We start from the raw sequence: 24689 nt of genomic DNA, 5'->3' as shown, positions 1-24689 counted from the left end.
ACGGGAGTTCGGGTGGAGCTGCGGCATCTGCAGTCGTTCGTGACGGTTGCGGAGGAGCTCAACTTCCGGCGCGCGGCGGAGCGCCTGCGGATGTCGCAGCCGCCGCTGTCCCAGCAGATCAAGCGCCTGGAGCACGAGGTCGGGGTGGAGCTGCTGCGCCGTACGACCCGGCAGGTGGCGCTCACGGCGGCGGGCGAGGCGTTCCTCGCGGAGGCGCGGCGCGCGCTGCGGGCCGCCCAGGAGGCGCCGCTGGCCGCCCGCCGCGCCGCGAGCGGACAGACCGGGGTGGTGCGGCTCGGGTTCAGCGGCCCGACGTCGCACGAGGTGCTGATCCTCATGACCCGCAAGTTCCGCGAGCACCGGCCGCGCGTGCGGCTGGAGATCCACGGGCCGGTGTACGGCGGGGAGTTGGTGACCCGGCTGACCGAGGACGAGATCGACGCGGGCCTGATGCGGCTGCCGGTCGCGGGCACCGGCATCCAGGCCCGCGAACTCACCCGGCACAGCATCGTGGTGGCGCTCCCGGCGGACCACCGGCTCGCGTCGCGCACGGAGATCTCCCTGGCCGACATCCAGGAAGAGCCCGTGGTCAGCCACCCCACCGACCGGGGCGCGGGCATCGTCGCCCTGATCCACAGCGCCTACCTGGCGCACGGCTCCAGCCCGCGCATCGTCCAGGAGGCCCCCGACACCCACACCATCCTGACCCTGGTGGGTGCGGGCGTGGGCATCGGCTTCGTCCCCTCCTCCGCCGGCCACCTCAAGGTCCCCGGAGTCCTCCTCATCCCCTCCCGCGACATCCCGCCCCTGCCGCTGGCACTGGCCTGGCGCGCGGGCGACCCGAACCCGGCGCTGCACGCGCTGATCGGCCTGCTGGACGAGATCGCGGCGGACTGCGGTTCAGGGGCCGTGGGTTGACGGGACGACCACCTGACGGGCCGACCGGCCGATGAGGCAGGATGCCGCCATGGAGATCAACGCCCCCACCGTCCGCCGCGCGACCGGCTCCGACGCCACCGCGCTCGCCGAGGTGTGGCTCGCCTCCTTCGCGGCGGCGCTTCCGGGCGTGCGCCGGGCCCACACGGACGACCAGGTCCGCGCCTGGTTCCGGGAGGTGGTCCTGCCCGGCCAGGAGACCTGGGTGGCGACCGTCGGCGGCGCTGTCGTCGGGCTGCTGGTGCTGGACGACGACGAACTCGACCAGCTCTACCTCGCCCCCGCCTGGCAGGGCCGCGGTATCGGCGGCCGTCTCGTGGACCTGGCGAAGCGGCGCCGCCCGGCCGGTCTGACGCTCTGGACGTTCCAGGTCAACGCGCCGGCACGGCGCTTCTACGAACGGCACGGCTTCGTCGCGGCCGAGCACACCGACGGCCACCGCAACGAGGAACGCGAGCCGGACGTGCGGTACGTGTGGCGGCCTGCCGCGTCCGCGGCGGACGCACAGGTCGGTTCACGGGCGGAGTCACCCCGCGACCTATAGTCGGGCGCATGAGTCGTTGGCAGGAACTGACCGGTGGGACGTCCGGGAACGAGTACGCGGCCCGCTTCGAGGCACTGGCCCGCAGCGGGAAGGACGTGCACGGGGAGGCGGCGTTCTGCGCGGCTCTCGTGTCCGAGGGGGCCCGGGTGCTGGACGCCGGGTGCGGCACCGGACGGGTGATGATCCGTCTCGCCGAGCTCGGGTACGACTGCGTGGGGATCGACCTGGACGCCTCCATGCTGGAGGTGGCTCGGGGGCAGGCGCCTCGGCTGCCGTGGTTCCAGGTGGACCTCGCCGCGTTCGATCCGGCGCGGCTCGGCATCGAGGCCGATTTCGACCTGGTCGTCGCCGCGGGCAATGTGTTCCCGCTGCTCACCCCCGGGACGGAGGCCACGGTCGTGGAGCGCCTCGCCGGGGCCCTGCGCCCGGGGGGACTGCTCGTCGCGGGCTTCGGCCTCGACGCCGCGCACCTCCCGGTGCCACCCACCCTCACACTCGCGGAGTACGACACGTACTGCGCCGCCGCCGGCCTGACCCTCGTCGACCGCTTCTCCACCTGGGAAGCCACCCCCTACGACAACGGGGGCTACGCGGTCAGCGTCCACCGCACGGGTGCCTGAAACCGCCGACAGGCGGCCCCGCCGGAGCGGGGCCGCCTGCGTCATGCGTCACGCGTCACGCGAAGGGGCTGAGCGTGAGGCGCACTCAGTGGCCGGGGAAGTCGGCCTGCCAGTGGCTGTTGCCCCAGGCGTCGAGGTGCTGCTGGAAGTCCGTCGAGGTGGCGACGGTGACACCGTCGGGGCCGCCGACGTTGGTGAAGCCCTGGTTGGCGAGCTGCGTGTCGGTGGTCACCTGGCCACTGTCGTGGCTGCTGTGGTCCACGTCGGCCACTGCCGGTCCGGCTGCCAGGAATCCGGCCACCGAAGCGACGGCGACAGCGGCTGCGATGCGACGCACCATGAACTTTCTCCTTCTGAGAGGGATCAAGTGATCACTCAGAACACCATCAGACCCTGAGGTCCCTCGCATCTCGGGCAGCCACAGAACACCCACGTGCAGCAACGCGGCATCGGCGTAGCCCGCCCCCGCCCGGCTCAGTCCTCCGGCGGGGGCGGCGGCACCGGGGCACCGGCGGGCGGTGCGATCTTCGCGTACGTACGGGAGACGGGCGTCTCGCCGCCCGCGGCCTCGTCGTGCTGCTCGGGCCGGTCCTCCGGCGGCAGCAGCGCCGCGCGCTTGGCGCCCGGGTCCCAGCCGGTGTCCACGACCCGCTTCTGCCACGTGATGGCACCGGCCAGGATCACCAGGCCGACCACGAGCATCAGGATCACCCCCGCGACGTCGCCCACCTTCGCGACGTTGCCGAGGATCAGGCCCAGCCAGCCGAAGTCGGCGTCGCCGAACGTGGTGTTGGCCGAGCCGAACGAGCCGAGGACGCCCAGCAGGAACGCGGGCAGGAACGTGATCAGCACACCGTTCAGGAACGATCCGAGGGCCGCCCCGCGGCGCCCGCCCGTCGCGTTGCCGAAGACACCCGCCGCACCACCGGTGAAGAAGTGCGGGACGAGCCCCGGAAGCACCAGCGCCGTACCGAACGCGGGCTTGAAGACACCGACCAGCAGACCGAGGCTGACCAGACCGCCGACGAACGAGCAGATGAAGCCGACGAGCACCGCGTTCTGCGCGTACGGGAAGACGATCGGCGCGTCCAGGGCGGGGATGGCGCCGGGCACCACCTTCTGCGCGATGCCCTGGAAGGCGGGCACCAGCTCACCGAGGATCGTGCGGACACCGAAGAGGATGACCGCGACGGCGATACCGAACTGAAGACCCTGGTTGACCGAGGCCATCAGGTAGTTGCCGACCCCCGTGGAGCCCGCGCCGCCGTCCGTCGCGAACGCCTTGAACGCCTCCGTCCGGCCCACCTTCGCCAGGAAGACGATCGCCATGATCATGTAGATGAGCAGCATCGACAGGGCGGTCGCCACCATCGAGTCACGCAGGAAGCGCAGGCCCTCCGGCAGGTTCATCTCCTCCGTCGAGCGGCTCTTCTTGCCGACGGCCTGGCCGGTGGCACCGGAGACGATGTACCCCGCCGTACCGAAGTGCCCGACCGCGACGGTGTTGTTGCCGGTGACCCGCTTCGTCCACGGATGGGCGAAGGCCGGCATCGCGACGAGCATGATGCCGAGCAGCACCGCGCCCGCGACGACCACGACCCACGACGTCACGCCCGCGGTCGCCATCACCATCGTCAACAGCGTTGCCATGAACAGCATGTGATGGCCGGTCAGGAAGACGTACGACAGCGGGGTGAAGCGGGCGAGCAGCAGGCTGACGAGGAAGCCGAGGATCATCAGCCAGGCCACGCGCGAGCCGTACTCGGCCTGTGCGATGCCGACGATCGCCTCGTTGGTGGGGATCACACCGTGCGAACCGGTGGCGCCCGTGATCATCGTGCCGAGCGGCGCCAGCGAGTTGGTGACCAGCGTCGCGCCCGCGCCGATCAGCAGAAAGCCGAGCGTCGCCTTGATGGCTCCGCCGATGACCTGGCCCGCGGTCTTCTTCAGCGCGATCAGGCCGACGGCCGTGATGATGCCGATGAGATACGCGGGGACGCTGAGGATCTCGTTGACGATGAATTTCGCGATGTCCACGAGGGTGTTCATGGGGACTCCTGGGGGGAGGGAGCGGCGGGAATCAGACGTCGTAGAGGTCGCGCAGCGCGGCGTCGACCTCCTTGGTGCTGGTGAAGTCCTCGATCACCCGCACCGGCACACCCACGTCCCCGAGCGTCCGCGCGATCTCCCGGGACGTCATGATGGCCACCGCCTCCGACGCCTTGCCCTTCGCGGAGATGGTGTCGGTCGCCTCGGTGGTGATGTACCGGCCCCACTTCCAGCGGTCGAGCACCTTGTCCAGCGTCGACTTCAGGAAGAGGCTCGTGCCGACGCCGTTGCCGCACACCGTCAGGATCTTGTGCATGCCGTGACCGGAGCCCTTGGCGGCGGAGCCCTGCTGAGGTGCCTCGGCGGCCGCCGGCTCCGAGGGCTCCGTGTCTCCGGCGAGGATGCGTCGCAGCGCCTGAGGCGTCGGCGCGCGGTCGAGCGCCGCGGAGGTGTCCGCGTCGGCGAGGAGCCGGGCGAGCGCGCCCATCGCCTGGGTGTGCGCCCCGGCGTCCTCGGCGGCGAGCGCGACGACGAGGTGCACCGGGTCGTTCGTCTCGTGCCCGAAGTTCACCGGCGTCGACAGCCGGACCCACGACATGCCCGTGCGCAGGACGGCGGGCGAGGGACGCGCGTGCGCGAAGGCGAAGCCGGGCGCGATGACGATGTAGGGCCCGTTCTCCTCGACGTTGCGGAGCATCTCCTGGGTGTACGTGTCGGTGCTGACGTCCGTGTCGACCAGCAGGTCACCGGCGGTGCGCACGGCGGCCTGCCAGTCGGGGACGGCCACGTCGAGGCGGACGGCCTCGACGGGAATCAGATCGCTGAGTTCACTCATACGAGCAGTGGTCCCGAGCGGTCGCCCCGTGTCACCGCGACACGCCGGGCGATGGTGTCTTCGTTACGCCCAGGGCAGGTCGAGTACGCCCGAAGGTGTGTCGAGCCGGGCCGCGAGGCGCGCCGGGCCCTCGGTGACGTCGAGCGCGGTGCCGAGCGCGGCCAGCCGGTCGCGGACCCCGGCCGGGTCCGGGGCGCCGGCCGACACCGACACGAGGGTGACGGCGGGCAGCCCCACCGCGGGGTGCGGGGTGTCACCCCAGTCGATGAGGAACGGGACGACGCCCGCGCTCCCGTCGAGCGTGAGGCGCCACTCCAGGAGCGTCCCGTCCGGCCGCCGCCGGCTCATGGCCCGCACCGGCCCGACGCCCTGCCCGGCCGCGGCCGTGGCGTCCAGGTCGGCCGGGCGGATCGCCCAGGTCACCATGGCCGGCGCCGCCAGAGTGTCGATGCCGAAGGGGCGCGGGCGCTGCGGCTCGGGCTGCTCCGGGTCCGGGCCGACGATCTCCAGGTACGTCGAACCGCCCAGCCCCACCAGGTGGTTGCGCGTGCCGAGCCCGATGTGCGGGCCGCCCGGCGCGGGCGTGACACCGGTGCGCCGGGCGAACTCGGCGACGGTCGCCGCCAAGTCCGGGGTGGCGTAGACGAGATGGTCCAGAAGCGGAGGTATGGCGGCCATGCGGGCAGGCTAACAGCCGCCCGCCGGGGACTCCCCGCCGCTCGGGGCCGCGCCGCGCGCCGCCATCACACCGAACCCGGCGATGTACTCCTTGATGGGCCGGTAGAAGGAGTGCGTCACCTCGTAGGGGCCCGCCGCGCCGAGCGCCGCGAAGGCGGCCACCCACGTGCGTACCTCGTGGGCGGAGTTGCCCGCGTCCTCGGCCATCCGCTCGGGAGTCATCGCGTCGACGGGGGAGAGGTCGCCCGAGGCGAGCGTCGCCATCAGGGCCCGGTCCCACTCGGGGTTGAGGTCCCGGATGCCGGCCGTGCCCGCGGCGAACGCCTTCGCCGTGTCGATGACCCGCTGCTGTCGGGCGTCGCGCGCCTCGGCCGTCGGATGGCGTCCGTTGAGCAGCAGCGCGCGGGCGGCGTCGTCGGCGGTGGCCCACTGGGGGACCGGCGGGTCGTGCGAGAGGCCGCCGGAGCCGATGACGAGGACCCGCTCGTCCTCCAGGGTGGCGAGGAAGGAGCCGATGGCCTCGCCGAGGCGCCGTACCCGGCGCATCGTCACGAAGGGCTTGGCCACACCGTTCACGAAGACGGGGATGGTGGGCACCCGGTCGATGCCGTCGAAGAGGATCTCCAGCGGCTGGACCGCACCGTGGTCGACCTCCATGCGGCGGGAGATCGCCACGTCGATGTCGCGCTCCGCCACCCACTGGGCGAGTTCCTCGGCGCGCCCGGTCGGCACGTTCAGCGGGCCCTCCGTGGTGCCGTAGTCGCCGACGCCGAGGGCCTCGTAACCGATGCAGAACGGCGGCATCAGATCGTAGAAGAAGCCGTTGTAGTGGTCGGGCGCGAAGGAGACCACCAGTGTGGGGTCGTACTCCCGGACGAAGGTGCGCGCGGCGGAGAAGGCGCCCTGCACCGCGGCGTTCACCTCGGCGGGCGGGTCCGCGTACTCCAGCAGCGGGCTGTGCGACATGGTGACGAGGGCGACGGTCATGCCGGGGTTCCTTCCAGGGCCGGTTCGTTGACGGGTGCGGTGGTGAGCGACGCCGCCGTGCACAGGGCCGCGAGGGCGCGGGACGCCTGGCGGGTGAGGGAGGCCGCGGCCACGAAGTGGTCGGGGCGCAGCACGACGAGGCCGCAGGCGCGCACGTCGAACCAGTCCTTGAGGGCGCCGGTGCTGTCGCCGACGACGGTGACGGGCTCCGGGGAGTCCGCGAACTTCGCCTCGGCCCACGGGCGTTGGGTCTCGGGCATGAACGAGACCAGCTTGATCCGGTGGCGGCGCACCAGCGCGAGGTCGGCCTCGGAGAGGAACGCCGTCGGGTTCGTGCCCCACGTGGCCAGCGTCCACCAGTCGCCGGTGACGTCGTCGAGCAGCACGTCCGCGAAGTCCGCCGTGGTGACGCGCGGCTGGATGAACTGGAGCCCGACCGGGGAGAGTTCACCGGCGGAGTCGACGAACGGGGCGAGCCGCGCGCCGAGCGCGCCACCGCGCTTGAACCCGGCCGCCGCCCGGCCCGGCCGGAGCGTCGCCTGGTCGACCACGACCCCGGCGGCGTAGCGCGGCATGGGCTTGAAGCGCAGCTCCGTGAAGTACGACTTCCACTTCGGGACGAGGTTGAGCGCGGACGCGGCGACATCGCGGACCGCGCCGCCGAAGCGGCCCATCTTCATGACGGTGCCCGCCGCCATGTTCACATCGATCATGTCCGCGGCGTGCTTGCGGCGTTCCTCGGTGTACGTGTCGAGGAGCGCGTCGCCCGCGTCACCGGCGAGGACGGAGCTGAGCTTCCACGCGAGGTTCGTCGCGTCGCGGATCCCGGAGTTCCAGCCCTGGCCGAGCCACACCGGCATCAGGTGCGCGGCGTCCCCGGCGAGGAAGACACGTCCCTTGCGGAAGTCGGAGGCCACGCGGCCGTGGTGGGTGAAGGTGCGCTGGTTGATGATGTTCAGCGCGGCCGGGTCGGGGACGTGCCGCTCCAGCAGGGAGTGCATGAAGGCCGGGTCGTCGCACAGCGTGGTCGGCTCGTCGTCGTGCAGCATGAACTCCCAGCGGCGGATGCCCCGCGGCAGGCCGATGGAGACGTACGGGCGGCGCGGGTCGGCGCCGAGGTACACCGACGGCGTGCCGATCGGGTCGTCGGCGACGTCGACGACGACCCAGCGGGTCGAGGGCGACTTCCCCTCGAAGTCCACGCCCATCCACTTGCGGGTGAAGGAGCTGCCGCCCTCGCAGCCGACGGCGTACCGGGCGGTGACCGTGACCGTGTTGACCAACTCGCCCTCAGTGTCCCGCCGTTCGGCGGTCACGGCGACGTGGTCGCCGCGGTCCTCCAGACCGGTGACCCTGTGGCTGAAGCGCAGCTCGGTGTCGGGGAACCGGGCGAGTCCCGCGGCGAGTTCCTTGTCGACCAGCGGCTGCACGAAGCCGTGCTTGCGCGGGTGGCCGAACTCCTGGGTGCGCGGGTTGTTGGTGGCGAGGACCCGGCCGGTGCCGTTGACGAGCCGCACCACGTGGTGCGGGACCGTGAACGGCTGTACGCGCTCCCACAGGCCCGCGGTGTGCAGGGTGCGGATGGACTCGTCGTCGAGGCCGACGCCGCGCGGGTAGTCGATCAGCTCGTGGCGGGCTTCCAGGACGGTGGCCCGGTGGCCGCGGACGCCGAGCAGATTGGCGAGGGTGAGGCCGACGGGCCCCGCTCCGATGACAACGACGTCGGTGTCGAAGGTGGTCATGGGGTGTTCCGATCGATTCAGTGCCGGCGTGAGGCGCCGGTGTGCGGGCGGCTCAGTTGTGCGACAGGAAGTCGACGACCAGGCGGTTGAACTCGGCGGCGTGCTCGATCATCGCCCAGTGGCCGCACCGGTTGAGCAGCACCAGACGGGAGTCGGGGATGTTGGCCAGCAGCCACAGGCTGGTCTCGTAGTGCAGGACGCGGTCGTCCTTGCCGTGGATCAGCAGGGTCGGCGTCGTGATGCCGGGGATCAGCCCGCGGTCGACCTTGATCGGGATGGGCGCGCCGTGCGCGAGGCCCTCGACGTAGTTCGCCAGGTGGTCGGGGCGGGCGAGCGCCGCCTCCGAGCGCGCCTTGGTCAGCTCCGGCGTCGCGAAGCGCTCCTTGTCGTACGTCATGATCTCGACGAGCGCCCGCATGTTCTCCGGGCTCGCGTCCTTGTACGCCTTGACCAGGACCTTCAGGCCTTCGCTGGGGCCGTCGCCGGGGCCGAAGAGGGAGGCGGGGCCGCGGCCGAGGGAGGCGCCCATCGTCACCAGGTGGGTCATGCGTTCCGGGTGCAGCGTGGCGAACCGGACCGCGGTGTGCCCGCCCATGGAGTTGCCGACGAGGGCGGCCTTCTCGAGGCCCAGGGCGTCGAGGAACTCCACCAGCGTCGCGTCGTGGTCCATGTCCTTGGTGGCCTGGGCGTCGGAGTCGCCCCAGCCCGGCATGTCGGGGGCGACGACATGGAATCCGGCGTCGGCGATCGCACCGATGTTGCCCGAGAAGTTCGACCAGCCCGTCGCGCCGGGGCCCGAGCCGTGCAGCAGCACGACGGGGGTGGCGCCGGGCTCCCCGGCCTCGTAGTAGCGCATCCGCAGGCCCGACGGAAGGGCGATGTCGCGCGAGGCGGCTTCCTTGGTGAGGGACATGACCTGACTCCTCGTTCTTTATCTGCACTCATGAGAGCGTTATTTACACACCCGACATCCTGATGGAACGCTGGCCCACGAGGAATGTCAAGGGGTGTCCGGTCACGCGATTCATCCCCCGAGTCCCCTGTGACCTGGGGCGGAGCCGGTCGTGTGCGGGCACGTCGAACAGGGCCGGGAGCTCCTGCCCTCCCGGCCCTGCGTCGTACGAGGTGTCAGCTCGCCTCGGCGAGTCCCAGCGCCACGTCGACGATCATGTCCTCCTGGCCGCCGACCAGGCCGCGCTTGCCGACCTCGACGAGGATCGTGCGGACGTCGACGCCGTAGCGCTCGGCCGCCGCCTCCGCGTGCCGCAGGAAGGAGCCGTAGACCCCGGCGTATCCGAGGGTGAGTGTCTCGCGGTCGACGCGGACCGGCCGGTCCTGGAGCGGGCGCACCAGGTCCTCGGCGGCGTCCTGGAGGGCGAACAGGTCGCAGCCGTGCTGCCAGCCGTTGAGGTCGGCGACCGCGACGAAGGGCTCGATGGGGCAGTTGCCCGCGCCCGCGCCCTGACCGGCCAGCGACGCGTCCACGCGGGTCACGCCCTCCTCCACCGCGACCATCGAGTTGGCGACGGCGAGCGAGAGGTTCTCGTGGGCGTGGATGCCGATCTCGGTGGCGGGGTCGAGGACGTCGCGGTAGGCGCGCATCCGCTCGCGGACGCCGTCCATCATCAGGCGGCCGCCGGAGTCGGTGACGTAGACGCAGTGGGCGCCGTAGGACTCCATGAGCCCTGCCTGCGCCGCGAGTGTCTTCGCGTCGGCCATGTGACTCATCATCAGGAAGCCGGACACGTCCATGCCCAACTCGCGTGCGGTGGCGATGTGCTGGGCCGAGACGTCGGCCTCGGTGCAGTGCGTGGCGACGCGTACGGAGCGCACTCCGAGCGCGTACGCCTGCTTCAGTTCCTCGATGGTGCCGATGCCGGGCAGCAGGAGGGTGGTCAGGCGGGCGTTCTTGACGTGCGCGGCGGCGGTCTCGATCCACTCCCAGTCGGTGTGGCTGCCGGGGCCGTAGTTGAGGGAGCCGCCGGCGAGCCCGTCGCCGTGCGACACCTCGATGCCGTCGACGCCGGCCGCGTCGAGGGCGGCGACGATCCTCCCGACCTGCTCGGGCTCGATGCGGTGCCGGATGGCGTGCATGCCGTCGCGCAGGGTGACGTCCTGGATGAACAGCTTGGTGTCACCCGCGGTGGTGTCAGTGGTGTCACTCATGCGTCGGCTCCCTGGAGTTCGGTGGCGCGGGCGGCCATGGCCTCGGCCATCCGAAGGGCCGCGCTGGTCATGATGTCGAGGTTCCCGGCGTACGCCGGCAGGTAGTGGGCGGCCCCCTCGACCTCGAGGAAGACCGACACCTGGTGGGTGACCGGGGACTCGGTGAGGGTGTGCACGGGCTGGTCGGCGGGGACCGGCGTGATCTGCACCTGCTGCTTGAGCCGGTAGCCGGGCACGTACGCGGACACCTCGTCGACGCGGCGGGCGATCGCCGCGCGGATCGCGTCGTGGGTGGCCTCGTCCGGCGCGTTCACCAGCGCGAGCACGGTGTCCCGCATGATCAGCGGGGGCTCGGCCGGGTTGAGGATGATGACGGCCTTGCCGCGGTCCGCGCCGCCCACCGTCTCGATGGCGTGACTGGTCGTCTCGGTGAACTCGTCGATGTTCGCCCGGGTGCCGGGACCCGCGCTCTTCGACGCGATCGACGCGACGATCTCCGCGTACGGCACCGGGGCCACGGAGGAGACGGCCGCGACGATCGGAATGGTGGCCTGGCCGCCGCACGTCACCATGTTCACGTCGTCCGCGCCGACGTGGTCGTCGAGGTTGACCGCCGGGATCACCATCGGGCCGATGGCCGCGGGGGTCAGGTCGACGAGCTGCTTGCCGTACGGGGCGAGCGCGGCGGCGTTGGCGACGTGCGCCTTCGCGGAGGTGGCGTCGAAGACGATCCTGATGTCGTCGAAGCCGTCCATCGCGATGAGCCCCTGCACGCCCTCGGCGGTGACCGGAACGCCGAGCCGCTCGGCGCGGGCGAGGCCGTCGGAGGCGGGGTCGATGCCGACCATCGCACCCATTTCGAGGGTGTCCGAGAGCCGGAGCACCTTGATCATCAGGTCGGTGCCGATGTTGCCCGAGCCGATGACGGCGACCTTGGTCTTCATGCGGTGGCTCCCTCAGGGGTGGAGGCGTGGAAGCGGACGGAGACGGAGCCGAGTCCGCCGATGTCCGCGGTGAACGTGTCCCCGGCCGTGGCGGGCACCATCGGGCCGAGCGCGCCGGACAGCACGACCTGGCCCGCGCGCAGCGGATCGCCGACGTCGCGGGCGGTCCGGGCGAGCCAGGCGAGGGCGGTCAACGGATCGCCCAGGCAGGCCGCGCCGTTCCCGGTGGAGACGGTCTCCTCGCCGCGCTTCATGGACATCGCGGCCTCGACCGGCTCGAACTCGGCGAGCGGCTTGGCCGGGGAGCCGAGGACGTAGAGCGCGGAGGAGCCGTTGTCGGCGACGGTGTCACCGAAGGTGATGTCCCAGTCGGCGATCCGGCTGTCCACGATCTCCAGCGCGGGCACGGCGTGCGCCACGGCGGCCCGGATCTGCGCGGCGTCGAGCGGGCCCTCGGCGAGGTCCGCGCCCAGCACGAACGCGATCTCCGCCTCGACCTTCGGCTGGAGCAGCGTCCCGACCGCCACGGACGCCCCGTCCTCGACGCTCATGTCGTCGAACAGCACCCCGAAGTCCGGCTGGTCCACGCCGAGTTGCCGCTGCACGGCGGGCGAGGTGAGGCCGATCTTGCGGCCGGTGACCCGGCCGCCCGCCTCCAGGTGATGGGCGGTGATCAGCTCCTGGACGGCGTAGGCCGCCTTCACGTCGTCGCTGCCGATCAGGTCGCGGACCGGGGCACAGGGCACGCGGTCGGCGGCGGCGCGCAGCAGGCGCCCAGCGGCCTGCGCGACGGCGTCGTCGCCGGAGCCCTGGCGGTTGCCGTTGCCGGGGGAAGTCTCGTTCATGCCCTCAGCTTGGACAACGGGAGCGCTCACGGCCCAGCGCCGAGTTCCGTCTGGCGGAACTCGCGGGGGAATCAGTGTCCGCGCAGCTCCGCGCGGCGCCCGAGCGTCGCGGAGATCCCCGCCGCGGCGGCGCGCACGCTGGTGGCGTGCCGGGCCGGCTGGAAGCGGTGCACCGGGCCCGTCACGCTGACCGCCGCCACGATCTCGTCCGCCGGACCGAAGATCCCGGCCGCGACGCACACGATGCCGACCGCCGACTCCTCGTACTCGAAGGCCACGCCCTTGGTGACGACGTCGGAGAGCTGGCGCGTCAGGACGTCGACGTTGGTAATGGTCCGCGGCGCCTTGCGCGTCAGGGGGCCGCGCAAAGCGGTCTCGCGCACGTCGGTGGGGGCGTGGGCCAGCAGCACCTTGCCGATCGCCGTCGCGTGCAGCGGCATGCGGCCGCCGAGCCGGGAGGGCGAGTCGGCCTGCTGGTGGCCGCCCATCTTCGCGACGTAGACGACCTCGGTGCCCTCGCGCGTGCCGAGGTGGACGAGCTCGTGCGTGCGCACGTACAGGTCCTCCAGGAACGGCGTGGCCACTTCGAGCAGTCCGCGCTCGACCGAGGCGCGCATGCCCAGCTCGAAGACGAGACCGGACAGCCGGTAGCGCCCCTGGACCCGGTCGAGGAGCCGGGCCGCCACGAGATCGCCGAGGACCCGGTGCAGGGTGCTCTTCGCGAAGTCCGTGCGCCGCTGCAACTCGGCGAAGCCCAGCGTGGTGTCCTCGACGGTGAAGGCCTGGAGCACGGTGAGGGCCTTGGCCAGGACGCCGCTCGGCGCGTCGTCGCTCACGGGATCTTCCTTCCGGGGATCTTCCTTCCCGGGGTGTGCCGTCCGGGGGATCGCAACGCCCCGACTCTACGGGAGGGTGCGCGCGGGCGCCGGGCCGCGCGCCCGTACCGGAGTGACGGTGTGTCACCACCGCGCACGTAGACTGGCCGGATGAGCGACAAGCAGGCGGGCAAGGCCGTTGGGTCCCAGACCCTTTCACGGGGACTGCGCGCCCTCGAACTGGTCGCCGGGCAGCCGCAGGGGCTCGCCGTGCAGGACGTCGCCGAGCGCCTCGGCGTCCACCGCACGATCGCGTACCGGATGCTGGTCACGCTCGCCGAGCACCACCTCGTCGTCCGCGCCTCCGACGGCCGCTACCGGGCCGGTTCCGGCACGGTGACGCTGGCGCGCGGCTACGCGGCGGGGGTCCGCGAGGCGGCCCTGCCGGTGCTGCGCCGCACGGCCGACGAGCTCGGCGCCACCGTCGCGCTGATCGCGGCGGAGGGGGACGAGGCCGTCGCCGTCGCCGTGGTCGAACCGTGGTCCGTGGACTACCACATCGGCTACCGGGTCGGCAGCCGTCACCCCGTCGGGGTCGGCGCCGCAGGGGTGGCGCTCGCCACGCTGCGGCTTCCCTCACCCGCGGAGCCGGCCGAGGTGACGCGGGCCCGCGAGCAGGGCTACGCCCGCACCTTCGGCCAGATCGAACCGGGTGCGCACGGCGTCGCCGTGCCCCTGCACACGGCGGACCCGGCGCTGCACATGTGCGTCAACCTGATCACCTCGCGCGAGGACCTGGCCGACGCCTCCGTGGCCGCGATGCGTGCGGTCGCCGAGGAGATCTCGGCGCTGGGCTGAGCCCCGCCACCGCACCCGGCAAGACACCCGACAGGCCCCCACGTCCCCCGTGGGGGCCTGTGTCGTGCGGGCGCCGACAGCTTTGATCGATCATCCGGGCGGCTCTTGACACCCTCCCGGACCCCACGCATCGTGTTCGCTATCTACAAGCGCTCGTGCGGAAAATGCACACGAGGCGGGTGGTGGCCGTGGACGACCGGCCGCCGCCCAGGTGCCCCAGCCTCCGCAGCACGCCGAACCCCCGGAGCGAAGATGCCCCTCAACGACGCCGCGCGTCGCGCCGAGTCACGCCGGATCGCCCTGTCCAGCTTTGTCGGCAGCGCCATCGAGTTCTACGACTTCCTGCTGTACGGCGCCGCCGCCTCGCTCGTCTTCAACGAGCTGTTCTTCACCGACCTGAACCCGCTCGCCGGGACCGTCGCCGCCTTCGGCACCCTCGCCGTCGGCTACGTCGCCCGCCCGCTCGGCGGCATCGTCTTCGGACACTTCGGCGACCGCGTCGGCCGCAAGTCCATGCTGGTGCTGACCATGACGCTGATGGCACTCGCCAGCTTCGCCATCGGCCTGCTGCCCACCTACGACACCATCGGCATCTGGGCGCCGATGCTGCTCGTCGCCTGCCGCCTGGTCCAGGGCATCGCGGTCGGCGGCGAATGGGGCGGAGCCGCCCTGATGGCCATGGAGCACGCGAGCGCCGAACGCCGCGGCCTGATGGCGTCGTTCGCGAACATGGGCGGCCCCGCGGGCGCCGTGCTCGCCACCGCCGTCTTCGCCGCGTTCTCCGCGCTGCCCGAGGACGACTTCCTCGCCTGGGGCTGGCGCGTGCCGTTCCTGCTCAGCCTGTTGCTCATGGCGATCGGCCTGTTCATCCGCATGAAGGTGAGCGAGAGCCCGGTGTTCGCCGAGGCGCAGCGCCGGGCCGAGCGCGAGACGGCCGAGCGGAAGGCGGCCAAGCAGGAGGCGCCGCTGCTCACCGTGTTGCGCCGCTACCGCAAGAACATCGTGCTGTCCTGCCTCGGCGGCTGCGCGGCCCTCGTCCTCCAGTCACTGCTCGCCACCTTCATGCTCACCTACGCCACCGGGGTCGGCTTCGAGCGCTCGACCGTGCTGCTCGCCCAGACCGTGTCGTCGGCGCTGCACATCTTCACGATCCCCGCGTTCGCGATCCTCTCGGACCGGGTGGGCCGCCGCCCCGTCATGATCACCGGCGCGCTGGTCACCGCCGCTGCCGCGTTCCCGCTGTTCGCCCTGGTCAACAGCGGTTCCGTGGCGCTCCTGTTCACGGCGTACATCATCGGCAACCCGATCCTCCAGGCCTCGATGTACGGGCCGATGGCGGCGTTCGTCAGCGAGATGTTCGGCACGCGCGCCCGTTACACCGGCGCCTCGCTCGGCTACCAGCTGGCCTCGACGCTGGGCGCGGGCACGGCGCCGCTGATCGCCAGCAGCCTGCTCGCCGGGGCGGGCGGAGGCACCCACTCCGGGCCGGTCAGCGTCTACTTGATCGGCGTCTGCCTGGTCAGCGCGGCGGCGATCGCGCTGACCCGCGAGTCGCACCGCGCGGACATCACGGACGCAGAACCGGACGCGCCGCGGCCCGAACGCAGTGCGTCGGCCGCGGCGCGCTGACCCCCGGTCGGTGCGGTACCGGGCGGCGGGTGACGGGCCAGCGGGTGAGCGGGTGACGGATCAGCGGGTGACCAGCAGCCCCCGCCCGCGCAGCACCCGCCGCTCCAGCGGACTGAAGATGAGCAGGTCGATGGCGATGCCGACCAGCAGGATCAGGAAGATGGCCAGGAACACCTGCGGCATGCTGCTGTTGTTCCGGCCGTTCTCCAGCAACTGCCCCAGCCCCACGCCGAGATCGGGCGAGGAGGCGATGATCTCGGCGGCCATCAGGGACCGCCAGGAGAACGCCCAGCCCTGCTTCAGACCGGCCAGGTACCCGGGCAGCGCCCCCGGCATCACGATGTGCCAGGCCCCGCGCAGCCCGGTCGCGCCCAGCGTGCGGCCGGCGCGCAGGTACAGCGGCGGGATCTGGTCGATGCCCGCTACCAGACCGTTGGCGATGGACGGTACGGCGCCGAGCAGGATCACCGCGTACATCATCGAGTCGTTGAGCCCCAGCCAGATCACCGCGGGCGGCACCCACGCCACCGACGGCAGCGCCTGGAGGCCGGACAGGATCGGACCGATGGCGGAGCGCACGAACCGCACCCGGGCGACCAGCAGTCCGAGCGGGGTCCCGATGACGAGCGCCAGCAGGAAGCCGAACAGGCCGCGCGAGACGGACGTCCAGATGTACTCCAGGAGCGTGCCCTCCAGCCAGGCCGCCCGGACCTCGTCCCCCACCTCGGCCGGTGAGGGCAGCTTGTAGTCGGGCACCACCCCGGACCACACCAGCGCCTGCCAGACGGCGAGCACCACCACGATCGCGGTGAGCGGCGGCAGCACCTTGCGGCGCAGTGTCTCGCGCAGCGGCGTACGGACGGTCTGCACCGAGTCCAGCGCGTCGAGCCCTGCCTCCAGGCCCGCCAGGTCGTTCGGGCCCCGCGTCACCTTCTCATCGGTGGCTATGGCGTTGTCAGTTGCGGCCATGGCGGCGGATCTCCCCACGCAGTTCTTCGGTGATCTCGGCGGACAGTTCGGCGACCGCGGGGTCCTCCAGGCGTCGCGGCTGCGGCAGGTCCACCGTCCACTCCCGGGCCACGCGGCCCGGACGGGACGACAGCAGGACGACGCGCTGCGCCAGCCGCACCGCCTCACGGACGTTGTGCGTCACGAACAGCACCGACACCCCCGTCTCCCGCCAGATCCGGGTCAGTTCGTCGTGCAGTACGTCGCGGGTGATGGCGTCGAGCGCGGCGAACGGCTCGTCCATCAGCAGCAGCCGGCTGTCCTGGGCCAGCGCGCGGGCCAGCGCGACGCGCTGGCGCATGCCGCCGGACAGCTCGTGCACCCGCTTGCCGTGCGCGCCCTCCAGCCGCACGACTTCGAGCAGACGTTCCGCCTCGGCGCGACGCTCCTGCGCCGCGACGCCGCGCAGCTTCAGCGCCAGCTCGATGTTCTTGCCCGCGGTCAGCCACGGGAACAGGGCGTGCTCCTGGAACATCAGGGCGGGCCTGCCGTCCGTGGCGATGGAGCCGGCGGACGGCAGGTCGAGACCCGCGACCAGGTTGAGCAGGGTGGACTTTCCGCAGCCGGAGGCCCCCAGGAGGGTCACGAACTCACCCGGCGCGACATCGAGGGTGATGTCGTCGAGGACGAGCTGCGCTCCGCCGGGCGTACCCGGTGCGGGGAAGGACTTCGAGACGTGCTCGATACGGGTGGCGGATGCCTGCGCCCCGGGCGATGTCTCGGTCGGCTTCGAGAACGTGGTGGCCATGGGCGTCACCTCCTGAGGGGTTGTCGACTCGGCTGCGTGGTCGGGGTGTTACTCGGCGCCGAGACCGGCGTCGTCGACCTCGTCCGCGCCCTCGGCCTTCAGCACCTTGTTGAGCGGCTCAAGGTCGTAGATGCCCTTGAGGTCGGGCTTCTCCAGCAGGCCGGACTTCACGGCGTGCCGCGCCTCGGCGTCGAGGGTCGAGGCCAGCGGGTCGTCGAGGAAGGTGATGGACTTCCAGGCCGGGTCGAGGACCTCGGCGGGCAGCGCCTTGCCGGACAGCTTCTTCAGCGCCTCGTTGGCGGAGGCCTTGGCCTTGTCCGGGTTGGCGTTGATCCACTTGTTGGTCTTCACCGAGCCGCGCAGCACGGCCTCGACGACGTCCGGGTGCTCCTTCAGGAACTTCTGCGACACGATCATGTTCGTGATCACGAACTTCTTGTCCGGCCACAGGTCGGCCTCGTCGAGCAGCTCCTTGGCGCCCTCGGCGACGAGCTTGGACGCGGTCGGCTCCGGCACCCAGGCGCCGTCGATCGAACCGGACTTGTAGGCGTCCGGCGTGATCTTGTTGTCCGTGCGGACGACGGAGACATCGCCCTTGCCGCTCTGCGCGTCGACCTTCCAGCCCTTCTCCGCGATCCAGTTGAGGAACGCGACGTCCTGCGTGTTGCCGAACTGGGGGGTGGCGATCTTCTTGCCCTTGAGGTCGTCCAGGGTCTTGATCTTCTTCGGGTCGACGACCAGCTTCACGCCGCCGGAGGCCGAACCGCCGATGATCCGGAGGGACTTGCTGTTCGACTTGGTGTAGCCGTTGATGGCGGGGGAGGGGCCGATCCAGCCGATGTCGATGGACCCGGCGTTGAGCGCCTCGATCTCGGAGGGGCCCGCGTTGAAGGTCGAGGCCTTGATCTGCGTGCCGCCGAGCTCCTTCTGCAACAGGCCCTCCTGGACGCCGACCAGAGCGGTGCCGTGCGTCAGGTTCGGGAAGTAGCCGATCTTCACCGTGTCGGCGGAGAGCTTCTTGGCGCCCGAAGCGGCCTTGGCCTGGTCGCCGTCGTCCGTGGACTCGGACCCGTAACCGCAGGCGCTCAGCACGAGGGGGAGCGCGGCTATGACGGCGAGGGTGCGCAGGGTGGTACGGGGTCGTGCGGCAGACACGGTGGTGTCCTCTCGGGGTTCGAGTGGGGGAGGTGGGTGTGTGGTGGTGCGAAGAGCGCGGGACGTCCTGCGGCCGCGCCGGGGTGGTGGGGTGCCCCGGTCGGCCGGGCGGGCTGCTGCGGCGGTTTCCCCCGGCGGATCGCTGCCGGCCGGGCGCTTCCGGGCAGGGGCGAGCGGCGCTTGAGCAGGCCTGGTCGCCGGTCGAAGGCGGCCCGGCCGAGGCCCCGAGGGGTGTCGGCGGCAGCCCCGGTGGTCCGAGGAGTGGACTCAGGTCGTCCGACAGATGGCGCTGGACGTACGGGCGAAGTCGATGTGGCGACGCGAGGTCAGGAACGGGCGCGGCAGCACTGCGGTACGGCTGTGCGCTTCCATGGCCACCCCCTGGTGTTCCCCAGTTTTCCTACCTGACAGATAGGGATCCTGGCAGAAGGTCGCGCCCTCCCCAAGGGGGTGTCCACAGAATGGACAGAGGGGTCTCGTATGGCGAGAATGCTCAGGCGGGGAGGGCGAACTGAGGCTGCGCCCCGTTGAGGAAGTGGTCCCCGATGTCCCGGAGTTGGTGCCCCACCGGCTCGTACAGGGTGTGGGTGCGAGCGTGCCGCCAGAACCGGTCGAAGCCGAGGCGCGCGGAGGCCGCCCGCGGCCCGACGATGTCCAGGGCCCGCGTGGTGGACTCCTGCGCGGCGCGGGAAGCGGCGGCCTCCGCCATCGTCACGAGGGCGGACACCTCGGCGTACTCGTCGTAGGTGAGGTCGTCGCCGAGCACGACGGCCCGCCGCACCGCCTCCAGCGCCTGGTCGGCGAGGGCGGACGCGGAGCGGATGAGGACGGTCAGCTCGCCGTACGCGGTCAGCACCTGCGGGTCGTGCGGGCTGCCGACCGGCCACGCGGGGTGCAGCGGGGTCCGGCCCGTCCTGCTGTACTCGCGCGCCTCCGCGAGCGTCCCCTCGGCGGTGCCGAGCAGCACCTGTACGGAGAAGAGGTGCGCGACCGGCGAGGCCAGGGCGGTCCGGGGCGGCAGGAAGTCCTCGTCCGCGGACAGCGGCCCCAGTACGTCGTCGGCGTCGACCGCCACGTCGTCGAACTCCACGCTGCCCCCGGCCGCCAGCCGCAGCCCGAACGTGTCGGCGCCGCCGTCGACCACGACGCCGGGACGGCCGGGGTCCACCACGACGGCGACCGGCGCGCCCGTGTCCGCCCGCACGGCACGCACGGCGAGCCGGTCGGCGACCAGCACGCCCGTGGTGTAGTCCTGGCGGCCGTTGAGCGCCAGCCCGTCCGGGGGCCCGGACAGCGTCAGCGCGGACTCCTGACGGGCCAAGCCGCCGCCCCAGCACCACTGCCGCGCCACGGACCGCTCCTCGATCCGCGCGGCGGGCGCGGGCCCCGCGAAGAAGCGCGCGCTCATCGACAAGAAGTAGTGACAGCCGAGGAGTTGACCGATCGCCCCGTCGGCCGCCGCGATCTCCCGGACGACGGCGCACGCGGCGGCCCAGTCCCCGCCGCTCGCGGCCTCGGCCGCGGCCGGCGGCGTCAGCAGGTCCGCCTCGCGCAGCCGCGACACCTCGTCGACCGGGGCCTTGCCCGCCTGCTCCCGCGCGGCCGCGTCCGTCGCGAGGTCCTCCGCCGCCTCCCGGGCCACGCGCAGCCAGTACGGCAGCTCGGGCCCGGTCCGGTCGGGCGTCGGGGCGGGGCGGTGCGACGCGGTGGCAGGGACCGTCACGGTGTTCTCCTCAAGGTCGGTGGCAGGGCGCGGAGTCGGGGCTCTCCCGGCGGTCGGACGACCGCTCGGCGCCCCGGTGCGACACCGGCCGGGCAGCGCCCGCGGCGGTCCGCGCGGACTGCCCGGCGCCCGACTGGTCGGCCGGACCGTCGGGCACGTACTTGTAGCCCACGCGCCGCACGGTGACGATGCGGTGGCGGTGGGCCTTGCCCAGCTTGCGCCGCAGGCGGGCGATGTGGACGTCGACGGTGCGGCCGTCGCCCACGTGGTCGTAGCCCCACACGGTGGTCACCAGCAGCTCGCGCGTCAGCACATGGTGGGGGTGCCGCAAGAGCTGCGCGAGGAGCGCGAACTCCAGGTAGGTCAGGTCGAGTTCCCGCCCCTCCAGCTCGGCGACGTGCCGCACCGGGTCGATCCGGACGGCGTCGTCCCCGGCCTGCCCGGCGGATTCCGGCGCGGCGGCGGCCGCCTCGGCGGGGCGCCGCGCCGATCCGCTGGCTTCCGGTACGAGCGTGGTGTCAGCGGCGGCGACCCGGTGGATCTCGGGCCGGGGCGCGCCCTCGGCGAACAGCGCGGCCGGATCGGTCCCCTCGGGGACCAGCACCAGATACGCGACGAGCGGCACCGGGCCACCCGGCCCGGCGGCGCCGTCCCGCGGGATGTCGCGCACCAGATGGAGGTGGCGCGTGTCGGTCAGCGGCTCGGTGGTGGGAGCGGTCTGGATCGGAGGTGCCGTGGTCATGGCGGATGTCCCTCGGTGGTGGTGTGTCGGGCCGCCGACCGTGGTGGGTGAACCCGTCTCGGCGGCCTGCTGGGGGCGGCGGAACGGCACGGAGCGGGCGGGTGGCCCGGGTGCCTTACGCGCGACAGCACACGGCGCTGGCGACGTGACCAAAGTCGACATGCCGACGACGAACGAGTCGTTGCTGCGTACGGGACATGGGCATCATCCTGTGCGTCCGGGGCGAGCCGGTCAAGTATTTCCTAGTAATTCGGTAGGGAAAGTGGGGAAGGCCTCACGCCGCTCACCGTTCGCCGTCGAGCGCGGGACGCGCGTCCGCGGCCGTCGCGGCACGCAACCTGGCCCGTACGGAACCGAGTTGGGCGCGCAGGCGCTGGAGCGGCGTCGGCGGCAGGGTGCGGGAGTCGCCGCGCGCGTAGTGCCGCTCCACGTAGTACTGCCCCACGCTGAGCACGCTGGTGACCGCGATGTACCAGAGGGTGGCGACCATCAGCAGCGGGATGACCTGGTACGTCTGGTTGTAGATCAACTGCACCGAGTACAGCAGGTCGTGCACGGCGAGCACGCTGATGATGCTCGTACCCTTCAATGTGCCGATCAGCATGTTCCCCGCGGTCGGCACGATGGAGCGCATCGCCTGCGGCACCACGATCCGGCGCAGGGTGCGGCGCCGGCTCAGCCCCAGCGCCTGGGCGGCCCGCGTCTGCCCGGAGTCGACGGAGAGGATTCCGCCGCGCACCACCTCGGCGGCGTAGGCGCTCTCGTGCAGCGTCAGCCCGATCACGGCGGTCAGGGTCGGGCCGAGCAGGTTCACCGTCTTGACGGTGAGGAACTGCGGGCCGAACGGGATGCCGAGGCCGAGGGTCGGATACAGGGCGCCGATGTTGAACCAGAAGAGCAGCTGCACCAGCAGCGGTGTCGACCGGAAGATCCACACGTAGCCCCAACTCAGCGTCCGCAGGACCGGGTTGGCCGACAGGCGCATGACGGCGAGGAGGGTGCCGAGCAGGAACCCGAGCACCATCACCGCGGCCGTCAGCCACACCGTAAGCAGCAGCCCGTCGAGCACGGCGGGGGTCGTGAAGTAGTCGCCCACGACCCGCCACTGGAACGCCTCGTTGCGGACGACGGAGTTCAGCACCATCGCGAGGACGAGCAGCGCGGCGGCCGCGGAGGCCCACCGCCCGAGGTGCCGCCGCGGCACGATCCGCGGGGGCGCGGCGGCGCTCGGTGTGCCGGCCCGCTCGGGCGGCGGCGGTGCGGCGGGGGTCGTCGTGACATCGGAGGACGTGGTCATCGGGAGGCTCTCCGGGGGAGGGACGGGCGGGCGTGGGTGACACCCGGCGGCACACCTTGACGCGCGGCGGAACAGTGCGCCGTACGTGTGCGGTGGCGGCCGGGGCTCGACGTCGTCACATGCGCCGCGTCCCTCAACGCGGCCGGAGAGGTCCCGCGCACCGCGGAGCCGCTCCACCGCCGATCGTATGCGCCTGCTGCGAGGAGGTGTCAACACCGCCCGGAAGCAACCGAGTCGAGCCGCCCGGCATGTGGGCGTCGCTTGACGAACGGCGTGGTGTCCTGCTCAATGGTCCGCATGACTGCCCAGCAGCGTTTGGTCTCGCGCGGCCACATCGACTTCGGTCGGGTGTGGTCCGCGGCGTGTTGCGCCTGACTCGGCAGCGGGCCCTCTGACCGGCCCTTCCCTCCCTCGGTGACCCCGTCGCGGGCCGAGCTCTCCCTTGCCGCGCGCTGCCGCAACTCCCGTGCGCACCAGCCTTCTTGACGTCCCGACCCCTCAGCAGGCCCGACGTCGTCACAGCGTCGTCCCGTCACCTCATGCCCTCATGCCCAGGTCCGCGCGGACCGGCCCCGGCGCCCCGCGCCGCCGCCCCGCGCCCTGTGCGCACACCCGAAAGGCCCCCGACCCGTGAACCTCCCCGGGACCAGAACCCGCCCGCGCGCTGCCGCCGCCGTCGCCCTGCTGCCGCTGCTCGCCCTGACCGCCTGCGGCTCGGGCGGCACCGACGGCGCTGCGCGGACCGGCGCGCAGGCGGCCGCCGCACCGAGCGGCGATCCCGTCGCCGCGGTGCGCAAGGTGGACTCCGCCGCCGCACTGCTGCCGGCCGCCGTACGCCAGAAGGGCACGCTGCGCATCGGCAGCTCGACCGGAGGCCCGCCCGCCGCGTACTACCCGAACGGCTCGGGCGAGGCGCCCGAAGGGCAGGACATCGACCTCGCCGACGCCGCCGCCAAGGTGCTCGGCATCAGGCTCCAGCGCCAGGACGCCTCGTTCGAGACGATCCTGCCGGCCCTCGAAAGCGGCAAGTACGACCTCGGCACCGGGAACTTCGGTGTCACCGCCGAACGCCTGAAGACCATCGACTTCGTCACCTACATCGACGACGGCCAGGGCTTCGCGGTCAAGACGGGCGACACCTCGTTCGGCAAGAAGATCACCGACCTGACCCAGCTGTGCGGCCGCACCGTCGGAGTCGGCGCGGGCACCACCTTCGAGGCCACCCTCGACGAGGAGAAGGCGCGGTGCGCCGAGGCGGGCGAGAAGCCGTACGACGTGAAGGTCTACTCGGACAACGGCGCCACCCTCACCGCCCTCCAGCAGGGCCGGATCGACGTGATCATGTCCACCATCAACGGGCTCCGGTACCAGGCGAGCAAGCCCGCCTCCCGGACCACCTTCCTCGGCGAGTACCACCGGCTCGACGTCGGCTTCGCCTTCAAGAAGGGCTCCCCGCTCACCCGCGCCTTCCGGGCCGCGGTGAACGAACTGATCGAGGACGGCACCTACGACCGGATCCTCACGAAGTGGGGCACGACCGCCTCCGCGATCGAGACCTCCCGCGTCAACCCGCCGGAGCAGAAGGAGAAGTCCACCGATGAGTGAGGTGATGGTGGACGTCCACGGCGTCCACAAGAGCTTCGGCCCCCTCGAAGTGCTGCGCGGCGTCGACCTGCGGGTGCACGCCGGTGAGGTCACCGTGATCCTCGGCCCGTCCGGCTCGGGAAAGTCCACGCTGCTGCGCACCATCAACCACCTGGAGAAGGTCAACAGCGGCTGGATCAGCATCGACGGCGAACTCATCGGCTACCGCCGCACCGGCGACAAGCTCCACGAGCTGCGGGAGAAGGACGTCCTGAAGCAGCGCACCCACATCGGCTTCGTCTTCCAGGACTTCCACCTCTTCCCGCACCTGACCGTCCTGGAGAACCTGATCGAGGCCCCCGTCTCCGCGCTGCGCCGCCCGCGCAGGGAGGCGGAGGCGACCGCCCGCGCCCTCCTCGACCGGGTGGGACTCGGCGACCGGGCGGCGTCGTACCCGCGCCAGCTCTCCGGCGGCCAGCAGCAGCGGGTGGCCATCGCCCGCGCGCTCGCCCTGCGACCGAAGGTGCTCCTCTTCGACGAGCCCACGTCGGCGCTCGACCCGGAGCTGGTCGGTGAAGTCCTCGACGTCATCAAGGACCTGGCGAGCACCGGCACCACCATGATCGTCGTCACCCACGAGATCGGCTTCGCCCGCGAGGTCGCGGACACCGTCGTGTTCATGGACGACGGCGTCGTGGTGGAACAGGGCCCACCCGCGGCCGTCCTGGACACACCGGCCCACGACCGTACGCGGGCCTTCCTGTCGAAGGTGCTCTGACCAGGA

The 24689-nt window shown here is 72.0% G+C and carries 24 protein-coding genes; 7 read left to right on the top strand and 17 right to left on the bottom strand.

Annotated elements, in window-relative coordinates; translation table 11 throughout:
• Nucleotides 1–12 precede the first annotated feature (12 nt).
• The 3 genes from ACYBSK_RS22350 to ACYBSK_RS22340 are packed head-to-tail and all read left to right on the top strand — an operon-like array spanning nucleotide 13 to nucleotide 2100.
• The gene (locus ACYBSK_RS22350; protein WP_460243050.1) at nucleotides 13–918 is read left to right on the top strand and encodes a LysR substrate-binding domain-containing protein; all 906 of its coding nucleotides are present in this window, start codon (nucleotides 13–15) and stop codon (nucleotides 916–918) included.
• Between the two features lie 49 nt (nucleotides 919–967).
• Complete coding sequence (locus ACYBSK_RS22345) at nucleotides 968–1480, top strand: GNAT family N-acetyltransferase (RefSeq protein WP_460243049.1); 513 nt, start codon at nucleotides 968–970, stop codon at nucleotides 1478–1480.
• An 8-nt stretch (nucleotides 1481–1488) separates the two neighbouring features.
• Nucleotides 1489–2100 carry a class I SAM-dependent methyltransferase gene (locus tag ACYBSK_RS22340; protein ID WP_457478985.1) on the top strand — a complete coding sequence of 204 codons (612 nt, stop codon included), beginning with the start codon at nucleotides 1489–1491 and terminating at the stop codon, nucleotides 2098–2100.
• Nucleotides 2101–2185: 85 nt separating this feature from the next.
• On the opposite strand, the gene ACYBSK_RS22335 is transcribed toward ACYBSK_RS22340, so the two are convergent.
• From ACYBSK_RS22335 to ACYBSK_RS22285, 11 genes are all read right to left on the bottom strand, one after another.
• Nucleotides 2186–2440 (bottom strand): hypothetical protein, encoded by a 255-nt coding sequence (locus ACYBSK_RS22335; RefSeq protein WP_457478984.1) that lies wholly within the window; start codon nucleotides 2438–2440, stop codon nucleotides 2186–2188.
• 134 nt (nucleotides 2441–2574) lie between these two features.
• Nucleotides 2575–4149, bottom strand: coding sequence for a PTS ascorbate transporter subunit IIC (locus ACYBSK_RS22330; protein WP_457478980.1), 1575 nt, complete (start codon nucleotides 4147–4149; stop codon nucleotides 2575–2577).
• 31 nt (nucleotides 4150–4180) lie between these two features.
• Nucleotides 4181–4984: a PTS sugar transporter subunit IIA gene (locus tag ACYBSK_RS22325; RefSeq protein ID WP_460243048.1), complete on the bottom strand. Its 804-nt coding sequence runs from the start codon at nucleotides 4982–4984 to the stop codon at nucleotides 4181–4183.
• A 63-nt stretch (nucleotides 4985–5047) separates the two neighbouring features.
• Complete coding sequence (locus ACYBSK_RS22320; RefSeq protein WP_457478978.1) at nucleotides 5048–5662, bottom strand: VOC family protein; 615 nt, start codon at nucleotides 5660–5662, stop codon at nucleotides 5048–5050.
• A 9-nt stretch (nucleotides 5663–5671) separates the two neighbouring features.
• The gene (locus tag ACYBSK_RS22315) at nucleotides 5672–6649 is read right to left on the bottom strand and encodes a 3-carboxyethylcatechol 2,3-dioxygenase (RefSeq protein ID WP_460243047.1); all 978 of its coding nucleotides are present in this window, start codon (nucleotides 6647–6649) and stop codon (nucleotides 5672–5674) included.
• Nucleotides 6646–8391: a bifunctional 3-(3-hydroxy-phenyl)propionate/3-hydroxycinnamic acid hydroxylase MhpA gene (mhpA, locus tag ACYBSK_RS22310; protein ID WP_460243046.1), complete on the bottom strand. Its 1746-nt coding sequence runs from the start codon at nucleotides 8389–8391 to the stop codon at nucleotides 6646–6648. Before mhpA ends, ACYBSK_RS22315 begins: the two co-directional genes overlap by 4 nt.
• A 52-nt stretch (nucleotides 8392–8443) precedes the next feature.
• A complete protein-coding gene (locus ACYBSK_RS22305) occupies nucleotides 8444–9304 on the bottom strand; it encodes an alpha/beta fold hydrolase (protein WP_460243045.1) in 861 nt (286 codons plus the stop codon).
• Nucleotides 9305–9519: 215 nt separating this feature from the next.
• Nucleotides 9520–10557: a 4-hydroxy-2-oxovalerate aldolase gene (gene dmpG / locus ACYBSK_RS22300; protein WP_460243044.1), complete on the bottom strand. Its 1038-nt coding sequence runs from the start codon at nucleotides 10555–10557 to the stop codon at nucleotides 9520–9522.
• On the bottom strand, nucleotides 10554–11501 hold the full coding sequence (locus tag ACYBSK_RS22295; protein ID WP_457478973.1) for an acetaldehyde dehydrogenase (acetylating): 948 nt from the start codon (nucleotides 11499–11501) through the stop codon (nucleotides 10554–10556). The genes dmpG and ACYBSK_RS22295 overlap by 4 nt, the downstream gene beginning before the upstream one ends.
• Complete coding sequence (locus ACYBSK_RS22290; protein ID WP_460243043.1) at nucleotides 11498–12346, bottom strand: 2-keto-4-pentenoate hydratase; 849 nt, start codon at nucleotides 12344–12346, stop codon at nucleotides 11498–11500. Before ACYBSK_RS22290 ends, ACYBSK_RS22295 begins: the two co-directional genes overlap by 4 nt.
• A 71-nt stretch (nucleotides 12347–12417) precedes the next feature.
• Entirely contained in the window at nucleotides 12418–13182 is a 765-nt protein-coding gene (locus ACYBSK_RS22285) for an IclR family transcriptional regulator (protein ID WP_460243041.1), read from the bottom strand.
• A 150-nt stretch (nucleotides 13183–13332) separates the two neighbouring features.
• Here ACYBSK_RS22285 and ACYBSK_RS22280 point away from each other — a divergent pair, with 150 nt between their 5' ends.
• Both ACYBSK_RS22280 and ACYBSK_RS22275 read left to right on the top strand, forming a co-directional pair.
• A complete protein-coding gene (locus ACYBSK_RS22280; protein ID WP_460243040.1) occupies nucleotides 13333–14019 on the top strand; it encodes an IclR family transcriptional regulator in 687 nt (228 codons plus the stop codon).
• Nucleotides 14020–14271: 252 nt separating this feature from the next.
• Entirely contained in the window at nucleotides 14272–15648 is a 1377-nt protein-coding gene (locus ACYBSK_RS22275; protein WP_460243039.1) for an MFS transporter, read from the top strand.
• Between the two features lie 60 nt (nucleotides 15649–15708).
• Here ACYBSK_RS22275 and ACYBSK_RS22270 read toward each other — a convergent pair whose 3' ends face one another.
• From ACYBSK_RS22270 to ACYBSK_RS22245, 6 genes are all read right to left on the bottom strand, one after another.
• Nucleotides 15709–16617, bottom strand: a complete 909-nt coding sequence (locus ACYBSK_RS22270; RefSeq protein WP_457478968.1) for an ABC transporter permease — start codon at nucleotides 16615–16617, stop codon at nucleotides 15709–15711.
• Nucleotides 16604–17404, bottom strand: a complete 801-nt coding sequence (locus tag ACYBSK_RS22265) for an ABC transporter ATP-binding protein (protein WP_457478967.1) — start codon at nucleotides 17402–17404, stop codon at nucleotides 16604–16606. The genes ACYBSK_RS22270 and ACYBSK_RS22265 overlap by 14 nt, the downstream gene beginning before the upstream one ends.
• Nucleotides 17405–17452: 48 nt before the next feature.
• On the bottom strand, nucleotides 17453–18559 hold the full coding sequence (locus ACYBSK_RS22260; protein WP_460243038.1) for an aliphatic sulfonate ABC transporter substrate-binding protein: 1107 nt from the start codon (nucleotides 18557–18559) through the stop codon (nucleotides 17453–17455).
• A 493-nt stretch (nucleotides 18560–19052) separates the two neighbouring features.
• Nucleotides 19053–20282, bottom strand: coding sequence for an acyl-CoA dehydrogenase family protein (locus ACYBSK_RS22255; RefSeq protein ID WP_460243037.1), 1230 nt, complete (start codon nucleotides 20280–20282; stop codon nucleotides 19053–19055).
• 10 nt (nucleotides 20283–20292) lie between these two features.
• Entirely contained in the window at nucleotides 20293–21024 is a 732-nt protein-coding gene (locus ACYBSK_RS22250) for a winged helix-turn-helix domain-containing protein (protein ID WP_460243036.1), read from the bottom strand.
• A 283-nt stretch (nucleotides 21025–21307) separates the two neighbouring features.
• Complete coding sequence (locus tag ACYBSK_RS22245) at nucleotides 21308–22321, bottom strand: amino acid ABC transporter permease (protein ID WP_460243035.1); 1014 nt, start codon at nucleotides 22319–22321, stop codon at nucleotides 21308–21310.
• A 630-nt stretch (nucleotides 22322–22951) separates the two neighbouring features.
• On the opposite strand from ACYBSK_RS22245, the gene ACYBSK_RS22240 reads away from it, so the two are divergent.
• A complete protein-coding gene (locus ACYBSK_RS22240) occupies nucleotides 22952–23926 on the top strand; it encodes an ABC transporter substrate-binding protein (RefSeq protein ID WP_457478961.1) in 975 nt (324 codons plus the stop codon).
• The gene (locus ACYBSK_RS22235) at nucleotides 23919–24683 is read left to right on the top strand and encodes an amino acid ABC transporter ATP-binding protein (protein ID WP_457478960.1); all 765 of its coding nucleotides are present in this window, start codon (nucleotides 23919–23921) and stop codon (nucleotides 24681–24683) included. The genes ACYBSK_RS22240 and ACYBSK_RS22235 overlap by 8 nt, the downstream gene beginning before the upstream one ends.
• The last annotated feature ends 6 nt before the right edge of the window (nucleotides 24684–24689 follow it).

The sequence above is a fragment of the Streptomyces sp. BYX5S genome (assembly GCF_054724165.1).
Note: the sequence above shows the minus strand (reverse complement) of the source record. Positions and strands in the feature narration are given on the sequence as shown.